Here is a 24,294-nt window from a genome sequence, read left to right as displayed (position 1 = left end):
CTTAGAGGTGGCTATGGCATTTAGAATTCCAGAAGATTATTATTACACTAAAGAACACGAATGGGCTCAAGTCGATGAAAACATCGTTACTGTTGGTGTTACTGAGTTTGCTCAAAGTCAACTGGGTGAAGTTGTTTATGTGGAACTTCCAGAAGAAGGACAAAAAGTTTCTCAGAATCAATCCTTTGGAGTTGTCGAAAGTGTTAAAGCCGTTAGTGATTTATTTTCTCCCGTATCAGGAACAGTTATTGAGGTGAATAATACCTTAACGGATGATCCTGCCTCCTTAAACGATGACCCCATGAATGATGGCTGGTTAGTTCGAATCGAGATGGATAGCGAAAAAGAATTAGCAAATTTAATGAGAGCTCCTGAGTATAAAAAACTCATTGCAGATAAGTAATTTTAATATTATAGTGAATCTAATTTTTTTGCCCCGCTGGTGAAATTGGCAGACACGCTAGACTTAGGATCTAGTGCCGCAAGGCGTGGGGGTTCAAGTCCCTCGCGGGGCACCAATTATTTCAAATTGCTGAATAAATTCAATAAGTTAAATCGATAAGCTGGAATCAAAAAGTTCCGGCTTTTTTTGCATTTTCCAAATCCACGGTTGGATTATGGTTGGGCGAAATAAAATCTAGAAGATCGGCACACTTTTGGGGCTGAAATTTAATAAGCTCTGTTTTACGTGTAAGATGTTTTGGGCACAGATGCGCGTACCTCATGGTGGTTTCAACGTCTGAATGACCAAGTAGCGCCATTAAATCATAAATGCTGTCGTTTAAGTTAACCAGCTTTAACTTTCATTGCTTTTTCAAGCTTCTCGAGTCGTTTCTCGATCGAGTTTCCTACCTGAATTGTTAACCCAGAAATAAATGGGTGGCACTGTTCAAACATTGGTAACGTTTTTTATGAAGCCATTCGCATGTGAGGAACCTGAAATAGAGTAACCTAAATACCAAACAGGAAAATTCATATTAAAAGTTTTCCTCTCAAGAAAATTGTTTTTGTAATAGACGATAATAAATTCCTGATTTGTCTTTTGCTAGTTCTTCATGGGTTCCATTTTGAACAACTTGTCCATTATCTATTACGAAAATTTTATCTGCGTTAACAATGGTGGATAACCTGTGCGCGATCACTAGGCTAGTGCGTCCTTCCATTAATCGATTTAAGGCTTCCTGCACTAAAGCTTCGCTTTCTGTATCTAAGCTTGAAGTCGCCTCATCTAAAATTAAAATTTTTGGATTTTTCAATAAAGCTCTTGCGATGGCGACACGTTGTTTTTGTCCTGCAGATAATTGCAAACCTTTTTCGCCGACTTTGGTTTGCATACCCTCAGGAAATCTTTCGATAAACTCTAGGGCATTTGCAGATCTTGCGGCCTCTGTAATATTTTTGCCCGAAGTATTTTCTTTGCCGTATTTTATATTTTCTTCGATGGTTGAAGAAATTAGAACTGGTTCTTGGGAAACAATACCAATTTGTTCACGTAGCCAGCATACATCCAACAAAGAGATTTCAATCCCGTCAATTTCGATATGGCCAGAATCTGCTGGATAAAAACCGGGTATAAGGGTTGCGATAGTTGATTTACCTGCGCCTGAAGAGCCAACGAAAGCTACATTTTGACCCGGACTTACCGAGAACGATAAATTTTTAATGACTTTGATATCTTTTCGACTTGGATAGCTGAAATTAACATTTGTGAATTCAATTTTACCAAAAATTTTTTCTGGTTTTTGCCCTGAGGTTAATTCCAGACTTTGCTTTTCTAAAATTTCAAAAATTCTTTCAGAAGCCCCAAGTCCTGCCGCGAAATCACCCCACAAGCTGCCAAGACTGCCAACGCCAATTGCAACTAACATTAAATACAATAAAAACTGAGTGAGATCACCAACGGACATGGCACCTTGAATGACTTGATAGCCACCATAAGCAAGCACAATACAAACCGCAGTAAAACCAACAGTCATTGCAACAATCATAAAAATCATAATGGCAGTAATGCGTGATTTAACAAAACCCAGGGCGTGATCTAAAGCCATTGTGTAGCGGTTAACTTCAAAATTTTCTTTTACAAACGACTTAACAGTTTTAATTCCAGATAAGGTTTCTTCAGCTACGATGCTGGAACTCGAGATAGCATCTTGGAGTTGACGAGAGTGAATGCGAATTTTTTTTCCATAGATAGCTGCAAACCAAGCGATGGGAGGAATTAATACGAACATAATCGCTGTTAGCTGCCAAGAGGTATAAAACATAAAACCAAGGCCACCTAATACTTGTCCTAAATTTCTTAATCCCTGGGAGACATTGGCACTGACAGTATTTTGTAATGTTGTGCAATCAGAGGCCAGCCGGCTCATCAAATCACCAGTGCGATGGAAGTCAAAAAAGGAAACCTCTTGGGCCATTAGATTTTTGAACAATTTTTGCCTTAATTTTAAAACAATACGTTCACCACTTAAAGAAAACAAATAGTATCGAACCGAAGAGGCAATCCCTTGAAGAATAAAAACAATAAATAGAATTCCGACAGCTAACCAAAGATTATCTAGTCGTTTTACTTGTAAAACATTGTCCACCATCCAACGTATGACCTGCGGATATGCTAAAGCCGAAATACTAGAGATAATTAAAAAAAATAACCCCCATATTAATGTTTTGAGTTCGGGTTTGGCGACACTAATTAATCGTTGGATAGATTTATTTTTATTCATTTCTTTATAGTGAGTGGAAAAAATCAGAATGACAAATTTTATAATTATTCTTTATTAAAATCTCTAGTTGTTAGAAGTCACCCACCAGGTTCGGCTTGTTCTATCTGAAACAAGCAATAACCAATCGAAGTAAAAAGTACTTCATTTTTTGTGGCCACGGCCGACCCTGATAGATCATCGACGTTGGCTGAATTTTGAGGTTATCGGCAGTAAAAAGAACTGGAAATCCAGGTGACCAGTTACACTTCAGATTCTTCAACAGGCTTTGCCCGATTAGGTTTCTTAGTTCCATGGGTGTAAAAGAGGCGAGATATGAATTCCGAGTTTCATTAAAAAACTTCATCCCCACCGGAAGATCATATTTGTTCGAAAACCAATCCAGGGTGTTTTCAAGCTTGAATCTCACTAAATCTACAAAAAAAAAGTTGCCATCAGGCTTTAAAAGTTCTGATATAGCATTTAAAATCGATACAAATTGCTCATCCGACGCACAATAATGGGCCGCAAAGTTCCAAGAAATAAAATCAAACTCTTGTTTCTGAAAGTATTTTGAGAGTTGATTCATATCGCCTAATTCGAGCCGAATATTTGCAACTTTCTCTCTTTCAAGGTCTCGACGAGCGATATTTAACATTTCTTGAGAAGCATCTATTCCATAAAAGGAAACTTCTGGATACATTTTCGCCATTTCTAAAAGCAAGCATCCAGGCCCACAGGCAACATCCAAGAATTTTCCCTGATTCGGAATATTTACCTTAATTTTTTCGTGAATAAAGGCATTTAAAATCTCAAAGTCGCTTGTTTTCTGGGAGCTTGAATACCGTTCACAAAATTCTTTTTCGTAAATACTCGTTTGCGTCCGAGGTTTTCGAGGTTGTATCCAAGATTTTCTGCTTTCAATGAAAAAGTGAAATACTTCAGCAATCATTCGAATCCATCCCCAAGGCTAAATAATTTAGTCGATTCATCAATATAAGCACAGTCCTTTTAGGTAAGACAAATAAATTAAAAATGACAATTGTTTTTGACTAGAGAAAATTGTAAGATCACCAGTGGTGCGCCCCTTAAAAAGGGAGCCCTTTTTCAAAGGCTTTTTGATGAAAGCATTTTGTTGTCGCACCGATGTGCCAAGAGTCGAAGATGAAACTTGCAATAAAAAGTACGGTTTAAAAACAAATAATATGCCGACGACCACCCCAAATATGAGAGAGCCCTGCACCGCAAAACAAATCCGATAACATTGGTTTTTTTCAATGCTTTACAACTTAACATTTCATAGAGCATCTTTTTACTTTTTATCATTTTATTTTTAAAAATACTTTTTGAACTAAAGTCTCTAGCAATAGATTAAATTTTGGATTAGTTTCAATGAGACTCATGAAATCTAACTGTTTTAAGTCATTTATCTGGAAATTAAACCCACTTAACCTTAAATAAAAAATACTGGTCACCATTCTAAATCTTGGATTTAATGCAAAAGTAATTTTAGCAATAGCTCTTAAACTTTTTATTTTCTTGCCATCTTTTATGAGTGCTTCAAATTCATTTTTATTTTTCACCATGTTTTTTAATACTTTTTCAAAACGATTATCGTCCAATTTTTCACAAAGAAAATTACTATGCAAATAGCACAAAATTAAAAACTTCAGAGCAAATTCAAAACCAAAAACAGCAATCAAGTTTTTTAAATGAACGCGGTCATCATACATAAAGATATACGAATTAATTTCAAAAAACAATTTATGAACTGGATCTTCCACATCCACTATTGAAACAAGCTCACACGCATTGGCGAAGGATTCTTCAATCATTAGTTGCAAAATCTTATTTTCCGATTTTTCTTCTTTTTCAAAAATTTTAGCTGATTCTGACCTTGCAACAGCATGACAAGACTCATGAAAAAGATGATTCCTTTTTAAATTATCAGTAACCTCATCCCAAAGTGTTGAATTGGGAATTTTCTTTTCTATTTCTTGAAGGATACTAACATTATCGAAATAAGGGATTTTTTTATTCTTTAAAAAAACATCCAATTGACTCAGAGGTAATGCCACATATGCTGGAGTTAACTCCGTTGTATAGCCAAACCCGTTGGCAAGTGTCAGTACTCTGATGCTTCGATAAAGTTTGTTTTCATTTAGTAGATAACAATCACCTAGATTTTTTATTAAGCAATTTTCATTTATTTGTAGGTGCGATTTTTCTAGCAATCTATTGATTTTCATATGCCGAAATTCAACCACAGTCTCATCAATCGGGGCAACTCAAAAAACAAATCAATCAATTCTGTGAATTTTCGGAATTTAATTTGGCAGTTCTAGGTAAAATTCAAAGCCATCTGGCCCTATCCAGTTTCCATCAATACAAGTTTTAACAAGGTCAGATTGTCGCTATTATTTATAATAACGAAAATTATTCGTTTAGGATATTTAGAACCGAATAAATTGACGCCATTCAATTGGCCAGATCTGGCGATATCAATTATGCTATTTAGGCAGAAAGTGTCGAATTCACCATTTTGAATCCACTAAGAGATTATTAAATTCTCCAATGTTTTTCCATACAATGATCCAGATGGCCTAACTTAACTTGTTCAACTTTTAGATAATCGTTTATTCTTTAACTACCATGACCTTCAGAAAACTAATTTACCTTCAACTTGCCGCAATTTGGCCATTTATGGTCTGTAGTTTTGAAATACAACGGCAAGGAACTCTTGTCTTTGTAAAATCTAATGAATGCAAGGAGGTTCAGAGTATTTCCCAATCCATTCTTTCTTGGAAACAAAAAACCGATGCCATTACTTGCAAGTTAAATCTTGTCGAACAAAACAAACAGTGCTCGATAGAAGTTTCTCAATGTCTTCCTGAAAACATTAAGAACTATTTTGGCAAAAACTCCTCCGAAGGTGGCCCAAATTGTCATAACGCAGGATTAGTCTACATGCGAATACTACCAAACTTGCGCTACACAACCAGTGAAGAAATCAGTTTCTACATGAATTCAGATCTATGCAAAAAACGAGGTCTAAAGGAAAAACCATCAGTTGGAGATTTGGGATTGATTTCCATGGCAGGAGAAGGACAACAGCATCATGCCCAACATTCCTTTATTTATCTGTCTGAAGAATTTGTTTATGAAAAACCAAATCAGAATAAAGAAAGTCCGTTCACCATAGCATATAAAAGAAATACTTTATCGGAGTATGGTTTAAATGAACATGAAACTGCTAATGATAACCCCTCTTATAAAGGAATAGATAGAAAGGTAACCTATTATCACTGCATTTCCACAAATGAGTACCTTGGAGAAAATCCAGATGTACCTCAATTATTAATTAGACTTTGGGATGATATGGATTCTGCTGAAAAATGTCTCGAAAGTTTTACAATGTCCATCATTCCTCTATCTGAAATGGCAAAAGAAAATATATTAAATATTGCAAAGGCACTAACGATATATCTGAAAACCGAGAGAACCCAAGAAGCCAGGTATAATAAAGAAAAGTCCCAATTTATGATTGCCTCTCTACAAATGAAATTGAAATCGATATCGGAAAACTTACCGCCTAATAGATACATTAAAAAAACAGATGATGAATTAGTAAGATTCTCAGAAAATCTTAGCAAAGTACTAAAAGAAAAATAAAAAATAGTTCGTGCCAATTTTTGAAATTTTCATTGACCCGACTGATCAATGTTTGAATCCCAGCTTGATCAAATTTGTAAACCCAGTCCTAATTATCGCTTAGTAAACAATCCACATTTAATTATTTCTGCAGATAAATTTATAGGTTTAGAAAATACTGAACCAAGACCAACATTACCAAGGGTAACCGTCATCAAATTTTGATTTGATAATAAAGGATGCTTCATCAACTGAAACGATTCTTCTAATTTTACGACCCAAAATTATTTGATTACTCCAATCCTTTTATGCGATTTGGTGGTTTCATAGCCATAGCACTTAACATGAACTATGTGTGAAATGACAATATGAAAACACAAACTGCCGTTGCTTTTTTCGATGGAATCTGTCTATCTTGTTCTGCGGAGATCAATCATGACCGGAAATTACCCAGTGCTGGCAGAAAATCTCTTCAGCTCAGGTTTAATTATTAATTCATTAAAAACAGAGATGGCCATGGAGGTTCAAATTGTTTAAGCTTATTTTCTTAATCTTCTATTCTGGAGTAGCCATGGCAGTCACCGAACCAAAATATAGCGTTGAAAGCAAAAATGATCATTTCGAAATCCGACTTTACGAATCCACAACCGTCGCGGAAACTGTGGTTGAGGCCGATTTCGACGAGGCCGGGAACAAAGCCTTTCGAATTTTAGCCGACTATATTTTTGGCAAAAACAAATCGAAGGCGAAAATCAATATGACGGCACCTGTGGCTCAACAACCAACTTCTGAAAAAATTGAGATGACCGCTCCTGTTAGTCAAATCCAAGATTTGCGCGGACAGCTGGTTCAATTCACTATGCCGGACAGCTATACATTAGAGACACTTCCCGAACCTAATGATCCTCGAGTCCATTTAAGAAAAATTGAACCTCGTAGAGTCGCAGTTTATAGCTATTCAGGCTCTTGGTCAGAGAGTCGGTTTAAATCAAAACTTGCCGAATTTACATCAGAACTTTTAAAAAATAATGTAAAAACGATTGGCGCGCCTATCTTTGCCCGATTTAACTCTCCCTTTCAGATATGGTTTTTAAGACGAAATGAAATTTGGCTTGAGGTCGTTCGTTGATTTCCAGTCCAAATATCCTTATTGCTGGCGCCAACGGATAACCAACACAAAAAAACTTGGACCCCTTCGAAGATCAAAAAGCAGATGGTAGTCACCACCTGAATTTTCATTTTTAGAAGGCCTTCTTTGAACGCCATATCCTTTACAAACACAGCGATTTCTAATTCTTTAAATTTCCTATGCTCCCAAGCCACTCTTTGCCATGGACACCATCATCTCCAACGAAAAATAATTTATTTGAGCTTGTTGAACGCACATAATATGGATCCGAGCTTCTAATCCCTGGATTAGTATCATCAACCATATAGGTTCCTGTCGAAGAGCCGTCAGTTATCCAAAGCTCATTACCATGAACTCCGTCATCTAAAATCATTAGCATATGAGTTGGAAAAACGGCTATTGAGGTCGGTGCTGACTTAGCACTCGCTGAACCAGGATTGACATCTTTCACCATCACTGTGCCAGGAATTGTGCTAATTGGTGTTTGTCTTTTAACTATTTTTTTACACCCCTTGGAAGCATATTTCCATTCTCACGACAAAGACGGTAAACCTTCTTTTTGTTGATCTTAACTCCATACATTCTTCTCAAGTAGTGGGTGAGTTTTCGATATCCTCCACCATTCTGAATAAGCAACTCAAAAAAAATCAAGTGAGGCTCAACAAAAAACATGTAAAGCAACTAAAATAATTCTAGAAAATTATCTCGCAGACTGAAGTAAACTTGAGCAGATTAGATCGTATGAATAGTCTCTGACATCGCCAGATACCACTGCTTTAGCTTGTCGATTTCTGAAATCAATGCTTACATTGATTTCCAAATCAAATCTACCAGATATTGATTTTCGGATACCGCGAATTCTAAGAAAGTCCCCGTCAATTGTTGTACTAACCAATTCAAATTGACGACGCCATTGCTCAGAACCAGTTTTTTTGTCGTAATACCCAAGCTGTAAAACTCTTTCTGACTGAGATAGAAAACCTGGCTTAGACATAAAACTGAATACACGAAATACACTCCCAGAGCCGTCTAATTTTGATGTACAATCCAATTCCGATGCATGAGCAAGCATACCAAAAAACATAACTAAAACGATGGTCAAAAAATTTCTCATAAGTAACTCCCTAAGTTTATCCTTGGAGTTCAAATTTTTTTGAACTCCACCATTAACTATTGTTAAATTGCAAGGTGCTTATAACAGTTTTTTTTTGTGGCTGGCTATGAAACTGATTTGATTGAAATAATTTCCCACAAAGGCGTACAAAAGTTTGCCACCGAAACTTAATCCCGACCGTCCCACATAACAAATAACTGAAGGACAATTCTATGCTCGATGCCGTCGGATTTCCAGAGTTCAGATCCATGCACTCCATTGTCAGCTAAAAACAAAAAACCATTCGGCAATGACACTCTGAATTTCCACAATCCTTTAATCACGACACAACGACAACTAATTAGAAAAGCTTATTCAAAAAAATGGGATTGGACATATTCATTAAAGCTTGGAAAAATCTATAAATGATGAATTAATGGAAGATAACTATTTAGCTGAGGAATCTTGCGTGGCAATCATTATTTTATTTTCAATTTTTTTTAGGTATTCAAATTCAAATGAGTTAAACTTAAATAAAGAAACAACTCTTAAAAGAAGTCAAATGGAGGTCTCTTTGAAAGAAAAAGATGGAGAAGTTTGCTCACTACCTGAAAATGATGAAGCATTGAGAAAGATTTTATCCCCTGAGCAGTTTAAAATTACTAAGCAAAATGCAACAGAAGCACCGTTTAGCAATAAATATTGGAACAATAAACATCCTGGATTGTATGTAGATGTTATCTCTGGCGAAGCCTTGTTTAGCTCCAATGAAAAATTTGATTCTGGTAGTGGATGGCCCAGTTTTACTAAGCCATTACTTGAAGAAAGAATCCTAGAAAAGAAGGATGTTACTCATGGCTTAGAAAGAACAGAAGTCAGATCGAAAAAAGCAGATTCTCACTTAGGACATGTTTTTAACGACGGTCCAGGTTCTAATGGTCTGAGGTATTGTATTAACTCAGGATCTCTAAAATTTATTCCCTTAGAAAAGATGGAAGAAATGGGTTACAAGAAGTATGTTAAGCTTTTTTCAAAAGAAGAATTAGATAAAGCACTTAAAAAACCTTATAAGGAATAGTCCTAATATACGAAACAAAAATGTATCCTTTGTGGATTCAAACGCCAAACTTGAAGCCACAGATTTCGATGTAAATGATGGTATGGTAGGTTTTTCGTTATCTTAAAAAGGGCGGACTTCCCGGAGTATTCGTTGTCAAATCAGAACTTGAAAGAAAATCCTTATTAAAAGACTGGATCGACCTCACTGTGACCAGAGACATATTTCAGTTTTCTGATAAAAAATTAGATTCAGATATTGCTGAGGGTATTTTATTTCAAATAGCACACCTTCAAGAGGCCTCTGCGATAAACTTATCCCGGGCCCTTGGTAAAACCACAACAGTGATTCACCGTCACCTGAAGGCTTTACAAAAACTATTTGTAATTAATGAGGTTAAGCCCATTTCAAAATCTGCTGGTAAACCCATCTTTTATTTATGTGACGTCGGGTTGCTTGATTTTCTGAATGCGCCCTTGGCAAAAAAAATTGAAACTTGGATTTATCTAGAACTGAAATCTCAATTGAGTTACAAAGGAATTTTTGATGATAAGATTTACTTTTTCAAATCTTTACGAAGTCAACCAGTTCATTTTGTCAATCAGTCAGGACAATCATTGACCGCGGTTAAGGTGATTTTCTCAGAACATGTTGATCAGCGAGACCTACTTATTTTCGATTCTCTGAGAAAAAAATTTCCGACTTGTCAAATTAATCCGATCATTTTATTTGGTGGGGAAAACCGCTTTGTCTTAGAAAAAGTTCCCATTTATCCTTGGGAAAGTATTGTTTAAAATGGACCCAAGAACCAATCCCTATTCCCCTGGAGCTGGTACGCTCATGCCAGAGCTTGCTGGTCGAGATGAGATTATTGAAAAGATCAGAATTCAACTAGACCGATGTCGCGAAAAGAGTGATCTCTGAATGAAATTTATTAAATCAACAACCTCAAGAATTTATTTTCTTTTTAAGAACCTGATCCGCTTCATCAGTGCGATCCTGCTTGAGTAATTTTATGTGTTCGACCATAAGGTCAAGGGCTTGAAACAAAAAATTGAAATCAAATTTTTTTTTCGACTCTGAAATTCGAGTTTCTAGATGATGTGTAAAAATAGCGAGCGATTCAAACCCTACAGCTCGTGAACTTCCTTTTATTGAATGCAAGTTTCTTAATAATGTTTTTTGGTGTTCAAGGTTTTCAGCTTTCTCCATTTCCATTAAGCATATTTCCGTGGAAGCAGATAAATCGTTGAATTCTTCAAAAAATTGTTCTTGAAGCTCTTGAATTATTTTTTTATCCTGCTCGCTCATATAGATTTCCAATCATTTTATTAATAGTATTCGTATCTAAAAATAACAAAGTCCCGTGGCTTCCAGAAATGGCGGCCTTATTAAAAAAACCAATATTCATTGCCCATTTGTCCAATTCACGTATGACTGTTTCCTCTGTGGACTCGATATTATCGACAACCACTGCAAATCGCTGAATCTCTTTTTGTAATAGAATAATAATTGCCGTAGGAGAAATCTCGGACAGCTGTAGGGTAGAAATAAACTCACCTTCATAGAGCACATGAGCTTTTCCTTGACGATTAAGAATTCGCTGATCGCGGATGACATCTTTGGCTTTTTCCATAGTAAGGACTTCTTCAAAAGGAATTGTAAATCTACCGATCCCTGCCGAACTCGCGATGATCGTTTTGATAATTCGCAAAGATTGATTTTTAGGTATCTGAATCTCAAAGGTAGTGCCTTTACCCATTTCAGAACTGACAAGGACGCTGCCTCCGATCGCCTGAATGGATTTTTTTACCATGTCCATACCAACGCCTCGGCCAGATACTTCCGTGACGGCTTCTGCGGTGCTAAAACCTGCCTCAAAAATCAATGCATTTATTTGCTGAACACTCATTCCTTTAATTTGAGCCTCTGTTTTTAACTGTTTTTCAATGGCTTTTTGACCTACCCTCACAGGGTCGATACCCTTTCCATCATCGGAAATGGTAATTATGGATTTTTTATCGACCTCTTTGATTTGAATTATAATTCGACCTTCCTGGGACTTGCCCTTCGCTACCCTTTCGGCGGAGTGTTCAATTCCATGATCTACTGAATTTCTGAGCAAATGAACCATGGAATCAGATAGGGCCTGCAATGCGTTGTGATCGAATAAGGCGCTTTCACCAATCACATCGACACTGACTTTTTTATCAAGCTTCATGCTCAGGTCCCTTACATTACGCCTTAGAGAGGGCAACAGGCTATCAAAGGGTATCTTTAATAGCTCCGTCGCATTTTTTTGCATGCTCGATTGGGTCTTGTTCATTTCGCTCAAAATGCTAATTAGAAATCTCATATTTTGTTGGCTTTCCTTGTGGGAATTGCCCATAGCTTCAATTTTCTGCAGAAGAAGATTTCGTAGAATGGTCAGTTCACCAACCCCCTCCAAAAAGCTATTCAAAATGGTAACATCAACACTTATTTTACTAGCGTAGGCAGCTTCCCCCTCTAAGGGGGTTTGATTTGCCGTCGCTGTGCCTTTTAAAAATTCTTCGAAAGGTGTTAATTCGACTAACTCGCCCTGCTTTAGTTTTAAAAAAAAGTTTAACAAATGTGCTTGGGCAGACAAAAAGTTAGTGACTATCAGAGGTGTCATCTCCTCCATTCCATCACGAATTGGCAACAATCTCGCTTCGAAATCGTGATTAAAAATTGCCAAGTAGGCAAACCCAACACTGGCGGCTGTTCCTTTTAAGGTATGAAGAATGCGATAAATAGCTTGTATGTTTTCAATATTTTTAGGTGAGCTTTCAAGCTGTAAGAGTCGTTTTTCCAACTCAAAAACTTTCGGTATGGCCTCATCTGCGAAATCACGACCCATTTCCAATTTTTCTATGTTGTTAATCTTCGTTTTAGAAACTAAATTTGTTACCGCTTCAAGAATTGATTTTATCTCTATGGGTTTTGGGAAAAAACCCGAAATTTTTTCTCCAAATTCTTCTAAGCTTTGCTTTTCAACATTTCCTGATACAAGTAAAAAAGGAATATTGCCAAAACGTGAAGAGATTTCTTTCAACAAAGAAAGGCCATCCATATCTGGCATCTTATTATCACAGATGATGGCTCCGATATTGTCAAAATTCTTTTCAACATACGCTTTAGCTTGTAAAGAAGAACTGAAAGTAACCACTGGCCACTGATGGTTTTCCTCCAAAATATATTTGTAGAATTCCAAGATATCTGGTTCATCATCGATGCAAACGACTTCAAGGGTTTTAGATGGATCTTTTTTGCTGTTCTTCACAGTCTAATTCCTCGGAATGACTTTCAAAAATTTAAAGTCGAGGAATTTAATTTCCTGGTAAAAAAAGTTTACGATTTTAAATCGAATTTACTTTTTTTTTCGAAAGCTCCTAAACTTGGTCATGGTCTTGCCCTTGGTCATGTCCTTGTCCTTAGTCGTGGTCTTAGTCGTGATCTTGGTCATGGTCTTGCCCTTGGTCGTGGGGACTTTCGTCAGTTTATCTATTAATCGTTGGTCTCTTTCAGTAACAAGATTTACGACCAAACCTGGACGGCCAGCACGCGCCGTTCGACCCACTCTGTGTAAGTAGTTTTCCATTTGCTGTGGTAAATGGTAATTAATGACTCTTCCCACGTGTTCGAGATCAAGTCCTCTTCCTGCTAAATCCGTAGAAATAAGTAAATCGATTTTACCGTCGCGAAATTTTTTATAATTGGCCCGTCGTTCACTTTTGTCCATTTCACCACGGTAAACAGCGCAGAGGAAACCTTTATCTGTCAGCTCTTTAGCTAGTTTATCGCACTGTTCGCGGGTATTGACAAAAACCAAAGTTCCACCATTAACCGGCAGTCTCATCAGTCGATCAAACAGTGGCCACCGCTTTCCATCTTTTACCATCATGTTTTTGGTAACTAGGCTCGTTACGACCTTTCCACTTCCTGTGCTTCGATAAACTTCTGCGGAAGAAAATAAACTGTTCATCAATTCCTGAACAGCGGTAGAGATCGTTGCCGAGTACAAGGCCATTTGAACCGATGAGGGACAATTTTTTACAATCAATTTCGAGTCAGGTAAAAATCCTTGATCCATCATTTGATCCGCTTCATCAAACACAATCACCCGCACATCAGACAACTGAATTAATTTTCTATCGATAAGCTGAGCTAACCGACCAGGTGTCGCTAATAAAATCTCGAATTGTCCTTCTATATTTCGTCTTGCATGTTCAAAAGTCATTCCTCCCAGGGCTGGACGCACCCGTAAGCGCGTTTCATGGGTGAGGGATTTAAAAACCTTGGCCACTTGTTCACCTAATTCCCGAGTCGGTACCATCACAATAGCCCGAGGAGATGCTGGATTTTGAATAGGGTTCCCTTCTTCTGTTTCAATGGTTTTTAATTGATGTAACAAGGGCAGAGCATAGGCTAAGGTTTTTCCACTCCCCGTTTCTGAAACGCCAACTACCGATTGTCCTCCCATCAACATAGGAATGGTGTAAGCTTGTATCTCAGTGGGAGTAAAAATGAGTTTGGTTTTAAGAGTCTTGAGAAGTGATGGCAATAAACCTAAGTCAGTGAATGATTTCATAGAAATTCCTATTTTATCTAAATTTATTTTTTAAGATTATCTTTTAACCTTTACTTTAATTATCATTTTCATTTTCATTTTCATTGTTATTATCATTATTTCTTTAATTGAATTCCATTTTCTAAAACCTCAATGGTTCTCGTTTTATAGAGAGCTCCCAAGGCTATTTTAAATTTCTTTTTGCTCACACCAAAAAGTTTATAAATTTCATCTGGCTCGGTTTTATCCGTTAAAGGATAGAACCCATTATGACTTGATAATAACTCTAAAATTTTATCTTTAACATCATCAGCACCTTGATGACCCATTTGATTTAGTAACAAATCAATTTTTCCATCGTCTCTGACCTTGCTAACAAAACCGACCATCTCGTCGGCGTAGTTTAATTTTTTGAAAACCTCATTGGCATAGATTAAACCGATATGCTTTTGATTAACCACGGCCTTAAATCCTAAGGGAGTTCTATCAAATAAAATAAGATCTACTTTCTCATTTACTTTGTAGTCTGAAATCGTAGCGGTTTTTTTTAATTTTTTTTCCAACCTCATCGAGGCCGTAGTTCTATCTGCCTTATCAAGATAAACAAAAACCACAACCTTTTCTCCTGGCTTCACTTCCCAAATCTGCTCTGAAAAAGGTAAAAATAAATCTTTAGGCAGACCCCAATTTAAAAAAGCGCCCACGGACGTTGCACTCACGACCTCAAGAACCGCCACGCTACCTATTTTTATATCAGCCAAATTAGTCATGGCCCTATATAGCTTTCTTAGGTTCTCGACGCAATCCCTAATTACTTGATCCATCTGTTAAGGGCCCTTTTAGCCAACCATGAATAAATTGCTGAACGCTGGGATTTTGGCTGTTTTTTGTTTCCTCTGCAGAACCTGTTTCGATAACACTCTTATTGCCAATCAAAAATATCCTTCCGGCAAATTGATAGGCTCTCATTATGTCATGGGTCACAATGATCAGGGTGGCATTAATTTCATTTTTAATTTTTAAAATAAGCTCTGCCATTTCATCAGAGTTAATGGGATCTAGGCCCGCGGTGGGATCATCCAAAAATAAAATCTCTGGTTTGAGCGCGATAGAACGAGCCACTCCTAATCGAATTTTCATACCACCAGAGAGTTCAAAAGCCTCTAAGTCCTTTGCCTTTTCCAAATTGACCATTTTCAAACATTCCAAGGCCCTCGCTTGAACTTCTGCCTCATTCATTTGAGTGTGTTCTCGCAATGGATAGGCCACGTTTTCAATTGTGGACAACTCGTCAAAGAGGGCACTTTTCTGAAATTGCATTCCCACATGACGGGACAGATCGTGTCGTCCCATGACTGATAACTCATTCCATTTTTGACCGTAGCAGGTCACATAGCCTTCTTTGGGCTCAATTAATCCAGCCAGAGTTTTTAATAAAACCGTTTTCCCACCACCACTGGTGCCAATCAAAACGATGATTTCTCCTTCAAAAACAGACATTGATATATTTTTTAAAATAATTTCACCACCTAACTCGATAGTGACATTTTTGGACTCAATAATAGGCCGATTCATTGGTAACTCTACTTTCTTTTGACGTGTAAATTTTCTACACTCGCTTGCAAACAAAGAAAAGAAGACTATGATGCAAAATTATGAAAACTTTAGTCGGTTTTAGCTTCACAGAATGTATGATTCAACATCTTGAGACCACAGGCTTACATTTCATTAAAAATAATTTAACTCTAAAAAATGGCTATGTCGAGTACCTCTGTTTGCTAGATACTGAATTAGAAAATTTTCAAGGACTTAAAATTCAAGGTCTTGAAATCAGAGAAGTTCATGATGAAGTCCTCTACTTTTCGAGCAAAGATAACTCTCAAAAGAATGACCCAAAATGCTTCCAAGAATCCTACAAAGAGAAAAGAAATTTTACTCCCTTTGAACATGAATTCCCTTCTGATTACCTTGTTCCGCCCCATTACATGACACTTAATCCTAAATTTAAATTAATATCGATCTTAAATGAGTCTATGGCGGAAAGTGAATTAAAACTTTTCTTAAAACTGAGAAAAAATCATTCTCTCTGGGCGCTGGAACTGCAATGTCCACACTTTCAAAATTTTATCGAACAACATCCCAACGAACTTTTATTTCAATGGAAAAACAAGCCTGCCGTCCTCATTCATCTTGGGTCCACCTGTTTTGATTTGTTGATTACTTAAGTAATAAAGTTATCTTTTTAGCATCCCTACTGAAACCATCCACTGGTAACAGTCTTGAAGCATTTCTTGAAGACTTGATGGTTGATAATTCAATTCTTTAATGGCAGCGCTTGAATCAGAATAAACATGTTCACTTAAGATATCAATCGTATGGGGGGTTAGTGTCGGCTCCCTTTGAATGAACGTTGAAATCCAAAACTCAAGCGTTCCATAGGCTCTAAAAAGAAACTCAGGAAGTGCTGCAATGGGGCCTGGTTTTTTTAAGATTTTAGCAATCTCCTGAGCCACTAAAAGCCAAGAAACATCTGGGCCTCCTAGAATATAATGAGCCCCTCGCCGTCCTTTGTAATAGGCTTCAACATGAGCCCGAGCCACCTTCCTAGCATGACATACGCTCCCTCCACCCGGAGGCGCAAAGGGAAGAGGCAAACCTCTTTCTATTTCGAGAAACATTTTAGACCAAGTGGATTTATCATAGGCGCCAAAAACAGCTGAAGGGTGTAGGTAAACAATATCCAAACCTTTCTCTAGACCTTTATCAACTTCATCCTCTGCCAATTTTTTAGAGTGAACATAAGCATCTTTACACCAATTATTTTTTGGAAAATTTTCGGTTATTTTTCCAGGTTGGTGAAAATCATAGGTCACCACTGTTGACGTATAAATAAATCTCTTCACTTTCTTTTCTAAACAAACATCAATTAAATTCCTTGTTCCATCTTGATTGATTCCATATCTAGAATTTTCTTGTGAATGCGGCAAATGTGCCACGGAACCCGCTACATGAAAGACAGCATCTATGCCTTCGGGAATGGCCCTTCTTAAAGATTCTATATCTGTGATATCACCCAGTGCAAACTCAACATGACGGCATTTTCTAAGCTCACTTAAATTGGAATTAGACCGATGCAATGCTCGTATTTCCCAACCATCTTTATCTAGCTCTTCAATGACATGAGTCCCTATAAATCCCGTAGCTCCAGTAATAAATGCTTTCATCAAAATCCCTTTGAAAAATGGCTCCCTTTTTTAAGGGCTCACCACTGGAATCGTACAATTTTCTCGAGTCAAAAACAATTGTCATTTTTAACTTAATTGTCGGGTTATTTTGTTTCTATCAATGCGATCAGGCAGTATTTAACATTTCTTTTATTGGGAGCGATTTCTGATTGGAAAGGCCGACGGCCTGTATTATTGCTTTAAACTTCCTATGCAAAACTTTTTCCAGAAGAACCGAAAATGGTGGGCTCCTTCAAGGCTTGGAAAATGCCGTCACTGAACTTTGTTCCACTCGTTTACGAGTCCCATTTTTTTGATCCAATGTTGTAAATACTCTTCATCCACTGCAACATTCATGAGAATATCACGGATATCGCTCAGATGTTTTTCTGATTCACCCTCTCTGTAAAAATCAAGCTTCTTAATAATCAGATCTTCTGGAGAAGCAAGATAGACCTGAAGGTCCTCAGATATTTTTACTTTTTTTCTTCGTGCAAATTCAGAGATGTAGAACTCAGTTTCCTTATCAATAACAAGATCCACTTTGATTCCAGATTCTTGATGAATAAGATTAAAACTTCCTTTACGCTGAACTTCATCTTGTATAAGTTCGATGGGAGGGCAATAAAACTCAGAAAGTGGGAATAGCTTTTCAAAACCCAAAACTTGACGAGCACGAAGGCGTGCCACAAGATCTAAATCTCGCGTGAAGCGGGGTTGGCCATAATACATAGTCGCCATTGATCCCACCATAAAGTATTCGATTCCTGCTTTTTCAAATTTTAAAACGACCTCTCTTAAAACATCGAGCAACCCTATCATTTGGACTTTTCCTCATTCAGCTTTTTGAAATACTCAGCAGTCAATTTAAGAAGTTCTTTCTCTGACCGCTCCGGGTATAGATGTGAAAAGCGAGCTTTTTTAACTAAAAAGGCATCTTTAAACATTTCATTGGCTGTCTCAAGATTAGTTTGTTTTCTTTTTTTAAAAGATGAAGAAGAGCTTTGCATGTATTCAGTTCCATCGGTTTACTTAGTTCTTGACTGTAACTTGAAAAACAGTAATGGGGCAATAGAATGGTGTCAAGAGTGATTAAATTTGCCATTATACTGACTTCTTGCAAATAATCTCATTTCCGAAGTCAGTGATCCATTTTAGATTTATGTTGCCATCGAAGGAAGTCACCCAATGGTTGAATTCTCCATAGGCCACATTCACCTGGTCAGGCCCCCGCAAAAAATAGAATCTGTCCCAAAGTAATGAAACAAACTGCCTAAAATAAGACTTTGGTCAAAATCTTGGGGACTTTGGCTGTTTCAGAGATCAAAAACGAGTACCCTATTTTATATGAAAAAATTCTTTTTTTTAGGGATATCGAGTTTGTTGGTTCATGCCGCAGACAAACCGGCATGCGACGTTTCCGTTCTAACTCGCGATTGCCGCATTTTTGACTCATATCCAGCAGAAATCAAATTATCAGATGGAACATCTTTTCCAAATCCTCGTCATCCAAAAACAGATCCTCAAGGGATGGGGATGGGGATGGGGATGAAACCGGATCCAGCTAAAATGGCAGAGTATGATAACTCGTCAATGAGATTAATCCAAGCACGCAGGCAATTGGCTAATGTATTAAGCTCAGAAAAAAAAATGACTAGTGAATTTCAAATGAATGTTTTGACAGATCCTCATCTTGTTTTCTTCTCTTTCATCAACTTCGAAAAAAGCGGAAAATTATCTAAAAAACAATATTTGCTGGATATGCCTGTAAAGTTTTTCTGGCCACCTAACGGGAATCAACAAAAGTATCAAACTGTTTCGATAGATGAAATGGTTGAATTCATGAACTCTGAAAACGTCAGTCCTCAAACAAGAAGGGCTTTAAAGGATGTCATCGAGCTTCAAATAAAAACAAATTCGATATTAAGTGGCGCCTATAGCAATCCTGCCAGTAATGAAGCTCTGAATAGTCAGCAGGAACAACAAAAAGCCCATATGCAACAGCGCCGAGACAAGGCGAAAGAACTTTTTGACGTGGCCAAAAATTCCTTCAAAAAAAATTTTGAAAGAAATGCATCCAATAAAAATAAAAAAGCGCTTGATCAAACAATAGATGACTTAACGATTAAGTTTGAGGACGAAATTCCTCCAGACCTAAGAAAACCGTGTCAGAATGGGCCTAATGCTTATTACAATCCACCAACACACACCTTTGTTGTATGTGATTCTGTTTTAAATTACCCAGACAATCAGTTAGTTGGAATTATCGGGCATGAAATGGGTCACAGTATCAGTGCATGTAGCTTAAGTTTAGGTTTGGATAAAGTCGATCCTCAAATGCTGGATAGTTTGCTTTCTAAGAAGTCCGCGAATGCTAATCGAATTGATAATGAACTTCTAGAAGATCTCAAACGAGCGATGCCGCAAAATCATACCGTCCGTATTAATAATGACTACTTTATGAGTGAATCATTTAGAAGCTACACGGATAAAATTAAACTCTTCACGCCGATTGTGGAAAAGATTGATAAAGAAGACTATCCATTTGCAAAGGTCAAAGAGTGTATCGTTAAAAATTCAAATTTTCGAATCGTTTCAAAAGAAGATTCAACAAAGCTAACAAGCACAACCTCTCAAGTTTTTCAATCCCAGGGTTCGCCACTATCTGTTGAAGATCAAAGACAATTGCAATCAAGAAACGAACACTTTATCGAATGCCTAGGCGGATTTGATAAAGCCGACGAATCAGACGAAGCCATGGCTGACATGTGGGGTGCCTTAGCCATGGATGAGTACCTGACTGAACACCCACCCAAATCAGATCTTGAAAAAATCAGTTTGTATTCGTTTTTTGGAATCAGCTATTGCAACCACCACCAAGAAGAAGTTAAATACACCTCAAAAATTCGTCCACAACAGTTGTCGCTCTTCAGTCTTAAATCAATTGCAAAATCAGGTAAGATGCAAGATCAATTGCGTTTGAGTTTGGTTCATCCACCTCATGAAGTTAGATTGAACGACCTGTATTTTAGTCTTCCTAAGATCGCTGAGAGCTTAGATTGCAGTCCTGGTAAAAACACTCAGTGTTTCGATAAATTAAAAAACTTCTCACATCCGCATGAAACAGGAAATGACAATGCAAAAAGGGAGGGACAAACAAGATGAAAATATTTTTAACTATCTTTCTTCTGTCCTTGTCAACACTAGCGATTCATTTTCAAATTACAAACAATCGTGGCTATTTTAAAAACGGCTACAGTTTGTCAGATACGCCCTCAAAAATTGATAAGACGTATTTGTTGAATCATATTTCAAATGGAGAAGTTCTGAAGTTCACGGTCCTAACAGAAAAAACATTTCATTCGATGGAGTCTGATTTTCTTCAAATCGTGGAAGCATTAAAAATCGCCAATAAGCGCAAAATTGCAAATTGCAGCGAGTCCGTGACGATCAAAGTGCAAGGGAAAGAGAAATGGTTTTGTTCTAGCTTGCTCACAACTACCGATAGTAAAAAACTGGAGAGATGGTTAGATAGAGCGCGTTTCTACTCTGGCCTGAAAAATAATTTGCACCGGTAACAACGGCCTGTTAACTAGATAGAGATGTGTCGGACTGAGGTATCCCATTACAAAAATTAGAACGAATTCAATGGTTTAATTTTTTATCACTCTGGCCTTGTGCAGACAAGCCGGGCATGCATGCCTGGGTTGAGGCCGAAATTGAACCTAACCGATGGCAAGTGATAGAGCCGCAGATGGCGGATGGCCTGACCCAGACCCTTCCTCGATTTTATTTCCCTCTATCGCGAGCGACATTTCTGGAAAATAAAAATACTGAATTCGCAGAATCTATCTTGGCATTGATCGATCTGAAGTTTATCGCCTTACCAGCGCCCTAAGAGCAAGAGTCCGTCTTTGTCGATGCTAAAGACGCCGCTTTCTAGAAGCGTCCAGGAATCATTGCTCTGAAGCGGAAATAAATTCTAGAGGGCTGAAAATAGACATTGAATAAGGTCTAGATTATTGCTTTAAATTTCCGATGCTTTAATCTTGTTTATTCAGCTGATAGGTTAATTTAAAAGTTGAACCTAACAATCCCAAGTGCAGCTCAAGTTCTAGTTTTCTGTTCTGGTCAGTAAGAGTCGCCTTGGCCAGCTGGATATTTTTTCTAGAGTAGGTATGAGATTTATTATCACAACTAGGAGAACTAACGATTGCCGAGTCTCCATTCGAGCTAGGAATAATCGTACGAAAAGGAACCATTGCAGTTTCTGCAGGATTATATTTCTTTGGAATCGTTTCTTCACATTTTCCAACAGCGACAGGACTCAATTCAGCCACTATATATCTGCATATCGGGTTTTTATTTTTTGTAAAGTCAGCATGGTGACGGTATGAAACAGTACTTTCTCCTTGGGAAAAGTCTTCAACAACTTCTGGAAAAAATCGAATATCTAAGTCTCCAGAACAATTTGTTAACGGACCAAGACCATGAACTTGAAAGTTACCTTTCCAATAAGTATCACTTATTTTTGCAAGTACCGATTTAAAATTTTCTTGAGGAATCACCGATGAACTCACAGACGCATTTGCAGATGAACTCATCGCAGAAATAGATGAAATCGATTTGGGTAGTTTACTTCTTTTGTCATCAGCAGGATGAGGAAAATGCAAACGTCGATCACAACTATAACTCAAATAGGTTTGGTCAAAGGTAAGAACACCAATAGGTGTCCATCCAGAGCTAGCAAATCTATCCTTGGTGGTATCTGAAACCTCAATCATGAATTTTAGGACACCATTTTCTTTCATCGCTTCGGATATTTCGCTTCTAAAATCACTTTGACTATTTTTAATTGTTTCTTTAACAGGGCGATAACGTATAAAAATGGGAGCAACAGCAGTTTCATTTTCCAAGACTCCAATTTTTGCGAATGAAGAAATAGGTCTATAGGTCGGAGACGAGTCTGCTGTTAAAAAAGCTGGTCCAATTTTTGAGAAAACACCTAAAAGTTTGGCATCCAAAACCAATGGAGGACTATTGGTCAGTGCGACATCTAAAAATCGATCTGAATGGCTTCCACTTAAAATATCGACAGTGAATAGATTAGACGTTTTAATTTTTTCATTAGAATTCAGGGTAGGAAAAAGTTTGACAGCCAATCCAAATCCGCGAGAAGAATTTTTAGTGGTTCCATCTAAAGCCACGGAAGCCCTGGCGATCACAAGTCCATGACTGGCATTTTTAAAATAACCCGTATAAGGTGTATCTTCCGTTATATCCCAAGTACCAGACAAACAAATTCCATTTGCATGGACGAATTTTATAAAACCTTGAGGGTAATAATCATAACGATCTTTAAGCGTTCTTTTTGAAACTGAATCTAAATTATTTTTTAATAGTCCCCCTAAGGATTTAAAAGAAACTTCATAATGAGGTAGGTTTTGACTTTTATAAACATCGAACTCTTTGCTTTGTTCGGAAGTGCTTGGCACAAAATTTTTGTCTTGAATGACATCTATTAGCTCTTGAAAACTTGTACCTGTATATTCTGAAATCAGACCCGTATCAGAAGCATTTGTTCCGAGGGGTTCTGCAGAAGTTAGTTGGCTTGCTCCTATTGCTAAGAATATTAAACATAACAGCGAGTTTTGAAAAACTAATCTTTGAAAGAAAGGCCATGGAAAGAAAAATCTGTTCTGTTGGGTCGTCATATTAATTCTCCAAACAATGATATAGTGATTTAGATATAGTAATTTAGCGGCGTTCGAAGTCTATACTACAGAAAAATTATTTTTACCAATTAAATATAGTCACCTACACCAATATGAAATAAATGCCTATAAGAGTATGTTTGAAAAGGCTTGAAACACGTTTTAAGATTAATTTCTACAGCTGGAAATTAATTTCAGTAGATTTGGTTTGGTGTTCATCCACCTGACGACTTCAAACTTAGATCGTACAGGAACTGCGTGTTCTGTGAATTGCTTCCATAGCAACTCCCTCAACCGTATCATTTCCTGTTGAGTTGAATCAACTATGACTTCTTTCCCTTTCACATAAATACTTGGCAGTGGACCTTGCGTAAAATTCTCATCTTGGCCCAATGTAAAAAAAAGTTTTTTACTGGGTTGACTAATGTTTGCTAGTATTTTTTCCAATTTCTTATCGTTTTTACATTTCTTTAAAAATTTAAAATAGCCATTTTCAACGAATAAATCATCAACTAAATATAATAACATGTACAAAAATTCCCCGTGAAAATAGGCGTACATTTCCGATGGAGCGCTGTTGCGATCAAAATAGTTATAGTTAGGATGATGTAATTCTAAATAATTTTTAAAATCATTTTCAAGAAAATGAAAAAGTTCTTTATCAACTTCATTTTCTGAATTTGGTAACCAGTCATATTCCGCATGCGCTAGCTCATGAAAAATGGTTCCCATTCTTATCGTCCAATTATCTGGATTTGTTTTTCTAAGTTCATCCCAATTTTTAAGACGTCTTTTGTTCGATTTTTCATCACGAATTAAGTTTTCTGGTTTCACAACAAGGGCATTAAATATTTGAAAAAAGGCAGCTGCATTTTCCGAATTAATCAGACCCCATTGTTCCAACTTGGAAGGGGTCGCCAGCTTTGTTCCATGATTTTTTAAAACCCATTTTAAAAAATCTGTATTCACTGGAAGATTTTCTTGAACGGAATTTAAAAAATTATCATACCTCTGCGCATAAACCTCAGAGATAAAGAAGATGATGATAAAAAACAATTTAATAAATTTCATAAACATAAAATAGAAAACATTGCGAAAAGCTTGCCAAAGTTGGCCCCTCAATTGCCCTATGATTT

General features: G+C 37.1%; 26 protein-coding genes and 1 tRNA gene. 11 read left to right on the top strand and 16 right to left on the bottom strand.

Annotated features, from left to right (window positions below; all coding sequences use genetic code 11):
• Nucleotides 1–13 precede the first annotated feature (13 nt).
• Complete coding sequence (gene gcvH / locus J0M15_11265; GenBank protein MBN8537622.1) at nt 14–403, top strand: glycine cleavage system protein GcvH; 390 nt, start codon at nt 14–16, stop codon at nt 401–403.
• Nucleotides 404–433: 30 nt separating this feature from the next.
• Nucleotides 434–518: transfer RNA gene (locus J0M15_11260), tRNA-Leu, on the top strand.
• Nucleotides 519–992: 474 nt separating this feature from the next.
• Here the strand turns inward: J0M15_11260 and J0M15_11255 are convergent.
• Nucleotides 993–2,723: an ATP-binding cassette domain-containing protein gene (locus J0M15_11255; GenBank protein MBN8537621.1), complete on the bottom strand. Its 1,731-nt coding sequence runs from the start codon at nt 2,721–2,723 to the stop codon at nt 993–995.
• A 100-nt stretch (nt 2,724–2,823) separates the two neighbouring features.
• Nucleotides 2,824–3,651, bottom strand: a complete 828-nt coding sequence (locus tag J0M15_11250) for a class I SAM-dependent methyltransferase (protein ID MBN8537620.1) — start codon at nt 3,649–3,651, stop codon at nt 2,824–2,826.
• A gap of 169 nt (nt 3,652–3,820) precedes the next feature.
• Here J0M15_11250 and J0M15_11245 point away from each other — a divergent pair, with 169 nt between their 5' ends.
• Nucleotides 3,821–3,961, top strand: coding sequence for a hypothetical protein (locus tag J0M15_11245; protein ID MBN8537619.1), 141 nt, complete (start codon nt 3,821–3,823; stop codon nt 3,959–3,961).
• A 60-nt stretch (nt 3,962–4,021) separates the two neighbouring features.
• Here J0M15_11245 and J0M15_11240 read toward each other — a convergent pair whose 3' ends face one another.
• Nucleotides 4,022–4,948, bottom strand: a complete 927-nt coding sequence (locus J0M15_11240; GenBank protein MBN8537618.1) for a hypothetical protein — start codon at nt 4,946–4,948, stop codon at nt 4,022–4,024.
• Between the two features lie 454 nt (nt 4,949–5,402).
• On the opposite strand from J0M15_11240, the gene J0M15_11235 reads away from it, so the two are divergent.
• Together J0M15_11235 and J0M15_11230 are read left to right on the top strand one after the other, a co-directional pair.
• A complete protein-coding gene (locus tag J0M15_11235) occupies nt 5,403–6,371 on the top strand; it encodes a hypothetical protein (GenBank protein MBN8537617.1) in 969 nt (322 codons plus the stop codon).
• Between the two features lie 550 nt (nt 6,372–6,921).
• The gene (locus J0M15_11230; protein MBN8537616.1) at nt 6,922–7,479 is read left to right on the top strand and encodes a heme-binding protein; all 558 of its coding nucleotides are present in this window, start codon (nt 6,922–6,924) and stop codon (nt 7,477–7,479) included.
• Between the two features lie 160 nt (nt 7,480–7,639).
• On the opposite strand, the gene J0M15_11225 is transcribed toward J0M15_11230, so the two are convergent.
• The 4 genes from J0M15_11225 to J0M15_11210 all read right to left on the bottom strand — a co-directional run bounded on the left by J0M15_11225 (nt 7,640) and on the right by J0M15_11210 (nt 8,889).
• On the bottom strand, nt 7,640–7,933 hold the full coding sequence (locus tag J0M15_11225; protein ID MBN8537615.1) for a hypothetical protein: 294 nt from the start codon (nt 7,931–7,933) through the stop codon (nt 7,640–7,642).
• Between the two features lie 41 nt (nt 7,934–7,974).
• Nucleotides 7,975–8,151, bottom strand: a complete 177-nt coding sequence (locus J0M15_11220; protein ID MBN8537614.1) for a transposase — start codon at nt 8,149–8,151, stop codon at nt 7,975–7,977.
• A 28-nt stretch (nt 8,152–8,179) separates the two neighbouring features.
• A complete protein-coding gene (locus tag J0M15_11215; protein ID MBN8537613.1) occupies nt 8,180–8,593 on the bottom strand; it encodes a hypothetical protein in 414 nt (137 codons plus the stop codon).
• 167 nt (nt 8,594–8,760) lie between these two features.
• The gene (locus J0M15_11210; protein MBN8537612.1) at nt 8,761–8,889 is read right to left on the bottom strand and encodes a hypothetical protein; all 129 of its coding nucleotides are present in this window, start codon (nt 8,887–8,889) and stop codon (nt 8,761–8,763) included.
• A 119-nt stretch (nt 8,890–9,008) separates the two neighbouring features.
• On the opposite strand from J0M15_11210, the gene msrB reads away from it, so the two are divergent.
• Nucleotides 9,009–9,650 (top strand): peptide-methionine (R)-S-oxide reductase MsrB, encoded by a 642-nt coding sequence (msrB, locus tag J0M15_11205; GenBank protein ID MBN8537611.1) that lies wholly within the window; start codon nt 9,009–9,011, stop codon nt 9,648–9,650.
• A 188-nt stretch (nt 9,651–9,838) separates the two neighbouring features.
• Nucleotides 9,839–10,423 (top strand): hypothetical protein, encoded by a 585-nt coding sequence (locus tag J0M15_11200; protein ID MBN8537610.1) that lies wholly within the window; start codon nt 9,839–9,841, stop codon nt 10,421–10,423.
• Between the two features lie 154 nt (nt 10,424–10,577).
• On the opposite strand, the gene J0M15_11195 is transcribed toward J0M15_11200, so the two are convergent.
• From J0M15_11195 to J0M15_11175, 5 genes are all read right to left on the bottom strand, one after another.
• Nucleotides 10,578–10,940, bottom strand: coding sequence for an Hpt domain-containing protein (locus J0M15_11195; GenBank protein MBN8537609.1), 363 nt, complete (start codon nt 10,938–10,940; stop codon nt 10,578–10,580).
• Entirely contained in the window at nt 10,924–12,933 is a 2,010-nt protein-coding gene (locus J0M15_11190) for a response regulator (GenBank protein ID MBN8537608.1), read from the bottom strand. Before J0M15_11190 ends, J0M15_11195 begins: the two co-directional genes overlap by 17 nt.
• Before the next feature lie 87 nt (nt 12,934–13,020).
• The gene (locus J0M15_11185) at nt 13,021–14,241 is read right to left on the bottom strand and encodes a DEAD/DEAH box helicase (protein MBN8537607.1); all 1,221 of its coding nucleotides are present in this window, start codon (nt 14,239–14,241) and stop codon (nt 13,021–13,023) included.
• A 95-nt stretch (nt 14,242–14,336) separates the two neighbouring features.
• Complete coding sequence (locus tag J0M15_11180; GenBank protein ID MBN8537606.1) at nt 14,337–15,044, bottom strand: GntR family transcriptional regulator; 708 nt, start codon at nt 15,042–15,044, stop codon at nt 14,337–14,339.
• Nucleotides 15,028–15,795: an ATP-binding cassette domain-containing protein gene (locus tag J0M15_11175; protein MBN8537605.1), complete on the bottom strand. Its 768-nt coding sequence runs from the start codon at nt 15,793–15,795 to the stop codon at nt 15,028–15,030. Before J0M15_11175 ends, J0M15_11180 begins: the two co-directional genes overlap by 17 nt.
• 80 nt (nt 15,796–15,875) lie before the next feature.
• On the opposite strand from J0M15_11175, the gene J0M15_11170 reads away from it, so the two are divergent.
• On the top strand, nt 15,876–16,445 hold the full coding sequence (locus J0M15_11170) for a hypothetical protein (protein MBN8537604.1): 570 nt from the start codon (nt 15,876–15,878) through the stop codon (nt 16,443–16,445).
• A 9-nt stretch (nt 16,446–16,454) separates the two neighbouring features.
• Here the strand turns inward: J0M15_11170 and J0M15_11165 are convergent, their stop codons facing one another.
• Both J0M15_11165 and J0M15_11160 read right to left on the bottom strand, forming a co-directional pair.
• Entirely contained in the window at nt 16,455–17,444 is a 990-nt protein-coding gene (locus tag J0M15_11165) for an NAD-dependent epimerase/dehydratase family protein (protein MBN8537603.1), read from the bottom strand.
• 273 nt (nt 17,445–17,717) lie between these two features.
• Nucleotides 17,718–18,266: a hypothetical protein gene (locus J0M15_11160; GenBank protein MBN8537602.1), complete on the bottom strand. Its 549-nt coding sequence runs from the start codon at nt 18,264–18,266 to the stop codon at nt 17,718–17,720.
• Nucleotides 18,267–18,791: 525 nt separating this feature from the next.
• On the opposite strand from J0M15_11160, the gene J0M15_11155 reads away from it, so the two are divergent.
• The 3 genes from J0M15_11155 to J0M15_11145 all read left to right on the top strand — a co-directional run bounded on the left by J0M15_11155 (nt 18,792) and on the right by J0M15_11145 (nt 21,342).
• A complete protein-coding gene (locus J0M15_11155; GenBank protein MBN8537601.1) occupies nt 18,792–20,609 on the top strand; it encodes a hypothetical protein in 1,818 nt (605 codons plus the stop codon).
• Entirely contained in the window at nt 20,606–21,022 is a 417-nt protein-coding gene (locus J0M15_11150) for a hypothetical protein (GenBank protein MBN8537600.1), read from the top strand. Before J0M15_11155 ends, J0M15_11150 begins: the two co-directional genes overlap by 4 nt.
• 116 nt (nt 21,023–21,138) lie before the next feature.
• The gene (locus J0M15_11145; protein ID MBN8537599.1) at nt 21,139–21,342 is read left to right on the top strand and encodes a hypothetical protein; all 204 of its coding nucleotides are present in this window, start codon (nt 21,139–21,141) and stop codon (nt 21,340–21,342) included.
• A gap of 145 nt (nt 21,343–21,487) precedes the next feature.
• On the opposite strand, the gene J0M15_11140 is transcribed toward J0M15_11145, so the two are convergent.
• A complete protein-coding gene (locus tag J0M15_11140) occupies nt 21,488–23,158 on the bottom strand; it encodes a hypothetical protein (protein MBN8537598.1) in 1,671 nt (556 codons plus the stop codon).
• Between the two features lie 168 nt (nt 23,159–23,326).
• Nucleotides 23,327–24,229: a hypothetical protein gene (locus tag J0M15_11135; GenBank protein MBN8537597.1), complete on the bottom strand. Its 903-nt coding sequence runs from the start codon at nt 24,227–24,229 to the stop codon at nt 23,327–23,329.
• Nucleotides 24,230–24,294: the final 65 nt, after the last annotated feature.

This window comes from Deltaproteobacteria bacterium (assembly GCA_017302835.1).
Classification (GTDB): domain Bacteria; phylum Bdellovibrionota; class Bdellovibrionia; order Bdellovibrionales; family Bdellovibrionaceae; genus UBA2316.
This window is presented reverse-complemented; position numbering and strand designations above follow the sequence as displayed.

What these genes read in the sequence shown, in the direction of transcription:
- gcvH (MBN8537622.1), top strand. Translation starts at nt 14, where the DNA reads ATGGCATTTAGAATTCCAGAAGATTATTATTACACTAAAGAACACGAA.
- J0M15_11255 (MBN8537621.1), bottom strand. Translation starts at nt 2,723, where the DNA reads ATGAATAAAAATAAATCTATCCAACGATTAATTAGTGTCGCCAAACCC.
- J0M15_11250 (MBN8537620.1), bottom strand. Translation starts at nt 3,651, where the DNA reads ATGATTGCTGAAGTATTTCACTTTTTCATTGAAAGCAGAAAATCTTGG.
- J0M15_11245 (MBN8537619.1), top strand. Translation starts at nt 3,821, where the DNA reads ATGAAAGCATTTTGTTGTCGCACCGATGTGCCAAGAGTCGAAGATGAA.
- J0M15_11240 (MBN8537618.1), bottom strand. Translation starts at nt 4,948, where the DNA reads ATGAAAATCAATAGATTGCTAGAAAAATCGCACCTACAAATAAATGAA.
- J0M15_11235 (MBN8537617.1), top strand. Translation starts at nt 5,403, where the DNA reads ATGGTCTGTAGTTTTGAAATACAACGGCAAGGAACTCTTGTCTTTGTA.
- J0M15_11230 (MBN8537616.1), top strand. Translation starts at nt 6,922, where the DNA reads ATGGCAGTCACCGAACCAAAATATAGCGTTGAAAGCAAAAATGATCAT.
- J0M15_11225 (MBN8537615.1), bottom strand. Translation starts at nt 7,933, where the DNA reads ATGGTGAAAGATGTCAATCCTGGTTCAGCGAGTGCTAAGTCAGCACCG.
- J0M15_11220 (MBN8537614.1), bottom strand. Translation starts at nt 8,151, where the DNA reads ATGTTTTTTGTTGAGCCTCACTTGATTTTTTTTGAGTTGCTTATTCAG.
- J0M15_11215 (MBN8537613.1), bottom strand. Translation starts at nt 8,593, where the DNA reads ATGAGAAATTTTTTGACCATCGTTTTAGTTATGTTTTTTGGTATGCTT.
- msrB (MBN8537611.1), top strand. Translation starts at nt 9,009, where the DNA reads ATGGAAGATAACTATTTAGCTGAGGAATCTTGCGTGGCAATCATTATT.
- J0M15_11195 (MBN8537609.1), bottom strand. Translation starts at nt 10,940, where the DNA reads ATGAGCGAGCAGGATAAAAAAATAATTCAAGAGCTTCAAGAACAATTT.
- J0M15_11185 (MBN8537607.1), bottom strand. Translation starts at nt 14,241, where the DNA reads ATGAAATCATTCACTGACTTAGGTTTATTGCCATCACTTCTCAAGACT.
- J0M15_11180 (MBN8537606.1), bottom strand. Translation starts at nt 15,044, where the DNA reads ATGGATCAAGTAATTAGGGATTGCGTCGAGAACCTAAGAAAGCTATAT.
- J0M15_11175 (MBN8537605.1), bottom strand. Translation starts at nt 15,795, where the DNA reads ATGAATCGGCCTATTATTGAGTCCAAAAATGTCACTATCGAGTTAGGT.
- J0M15_11170 (MBN8537604.1), top strand. Translation starts at nt 15,876, where the DNA reads ATGAAAACTTTAGTCGGTTTTAGCTTCACAGAATGTATGATTCAACAT.
- J0M15_11165 (MBN8537603.1), bottom strand. Translation starts at nt 17,444, where the DNA reads ATGAAAGCATTTATTACTGGAGCTACGGGATTTATAGGGACTCATGTC.
- J0M15_11160 (MBN8537602.1), bottom strand. Translation starts at nt 18,266, where the DNA reads ATGATAGGGTTGCTCGATGTTTTAAGAGAGGTCGTTTTAAAATTTGAA.
- J0M15_11155 (MBN8537601.1), top strand. Translation starts at nt 18,792, where the DNA reads ATGAAAAAATTCTTTTTTTTAGGGATATCGAGTTTGTTGGTTCATGCC.
- J0M15_11150 (MBN8537600.1), top strand. Translation starts at nt 20,606, where the DNA reads ATGAAAATATTTTTAACTATCTTTCTTCTGTCCTTGTCAACACTAGCG.
- J0M15_11145 (MBN8537599.1), top strand. Translation starts at nt 21,139, where the DNA reads ATGCATGCCTGGGTTGAGGCCGAAATTGAACCTAACCGATGGCAAGTG.
- J0M15_11140 (MBN8537598.1), bottom strand. Translation starts at nt 23,158, where the DNA reads ATGACGACCCAACAGAACAGATTTTTCTTTCCATGGCCTTTCTTTCAA.
- J0M15_11135 (MBN8537597.1), bottom strand. Translation starts at nt 24,229, where the DNA reads ATGAAATTTATTAAATTGTTTTTTATCATCATCTTCTTTATCTCTGAG.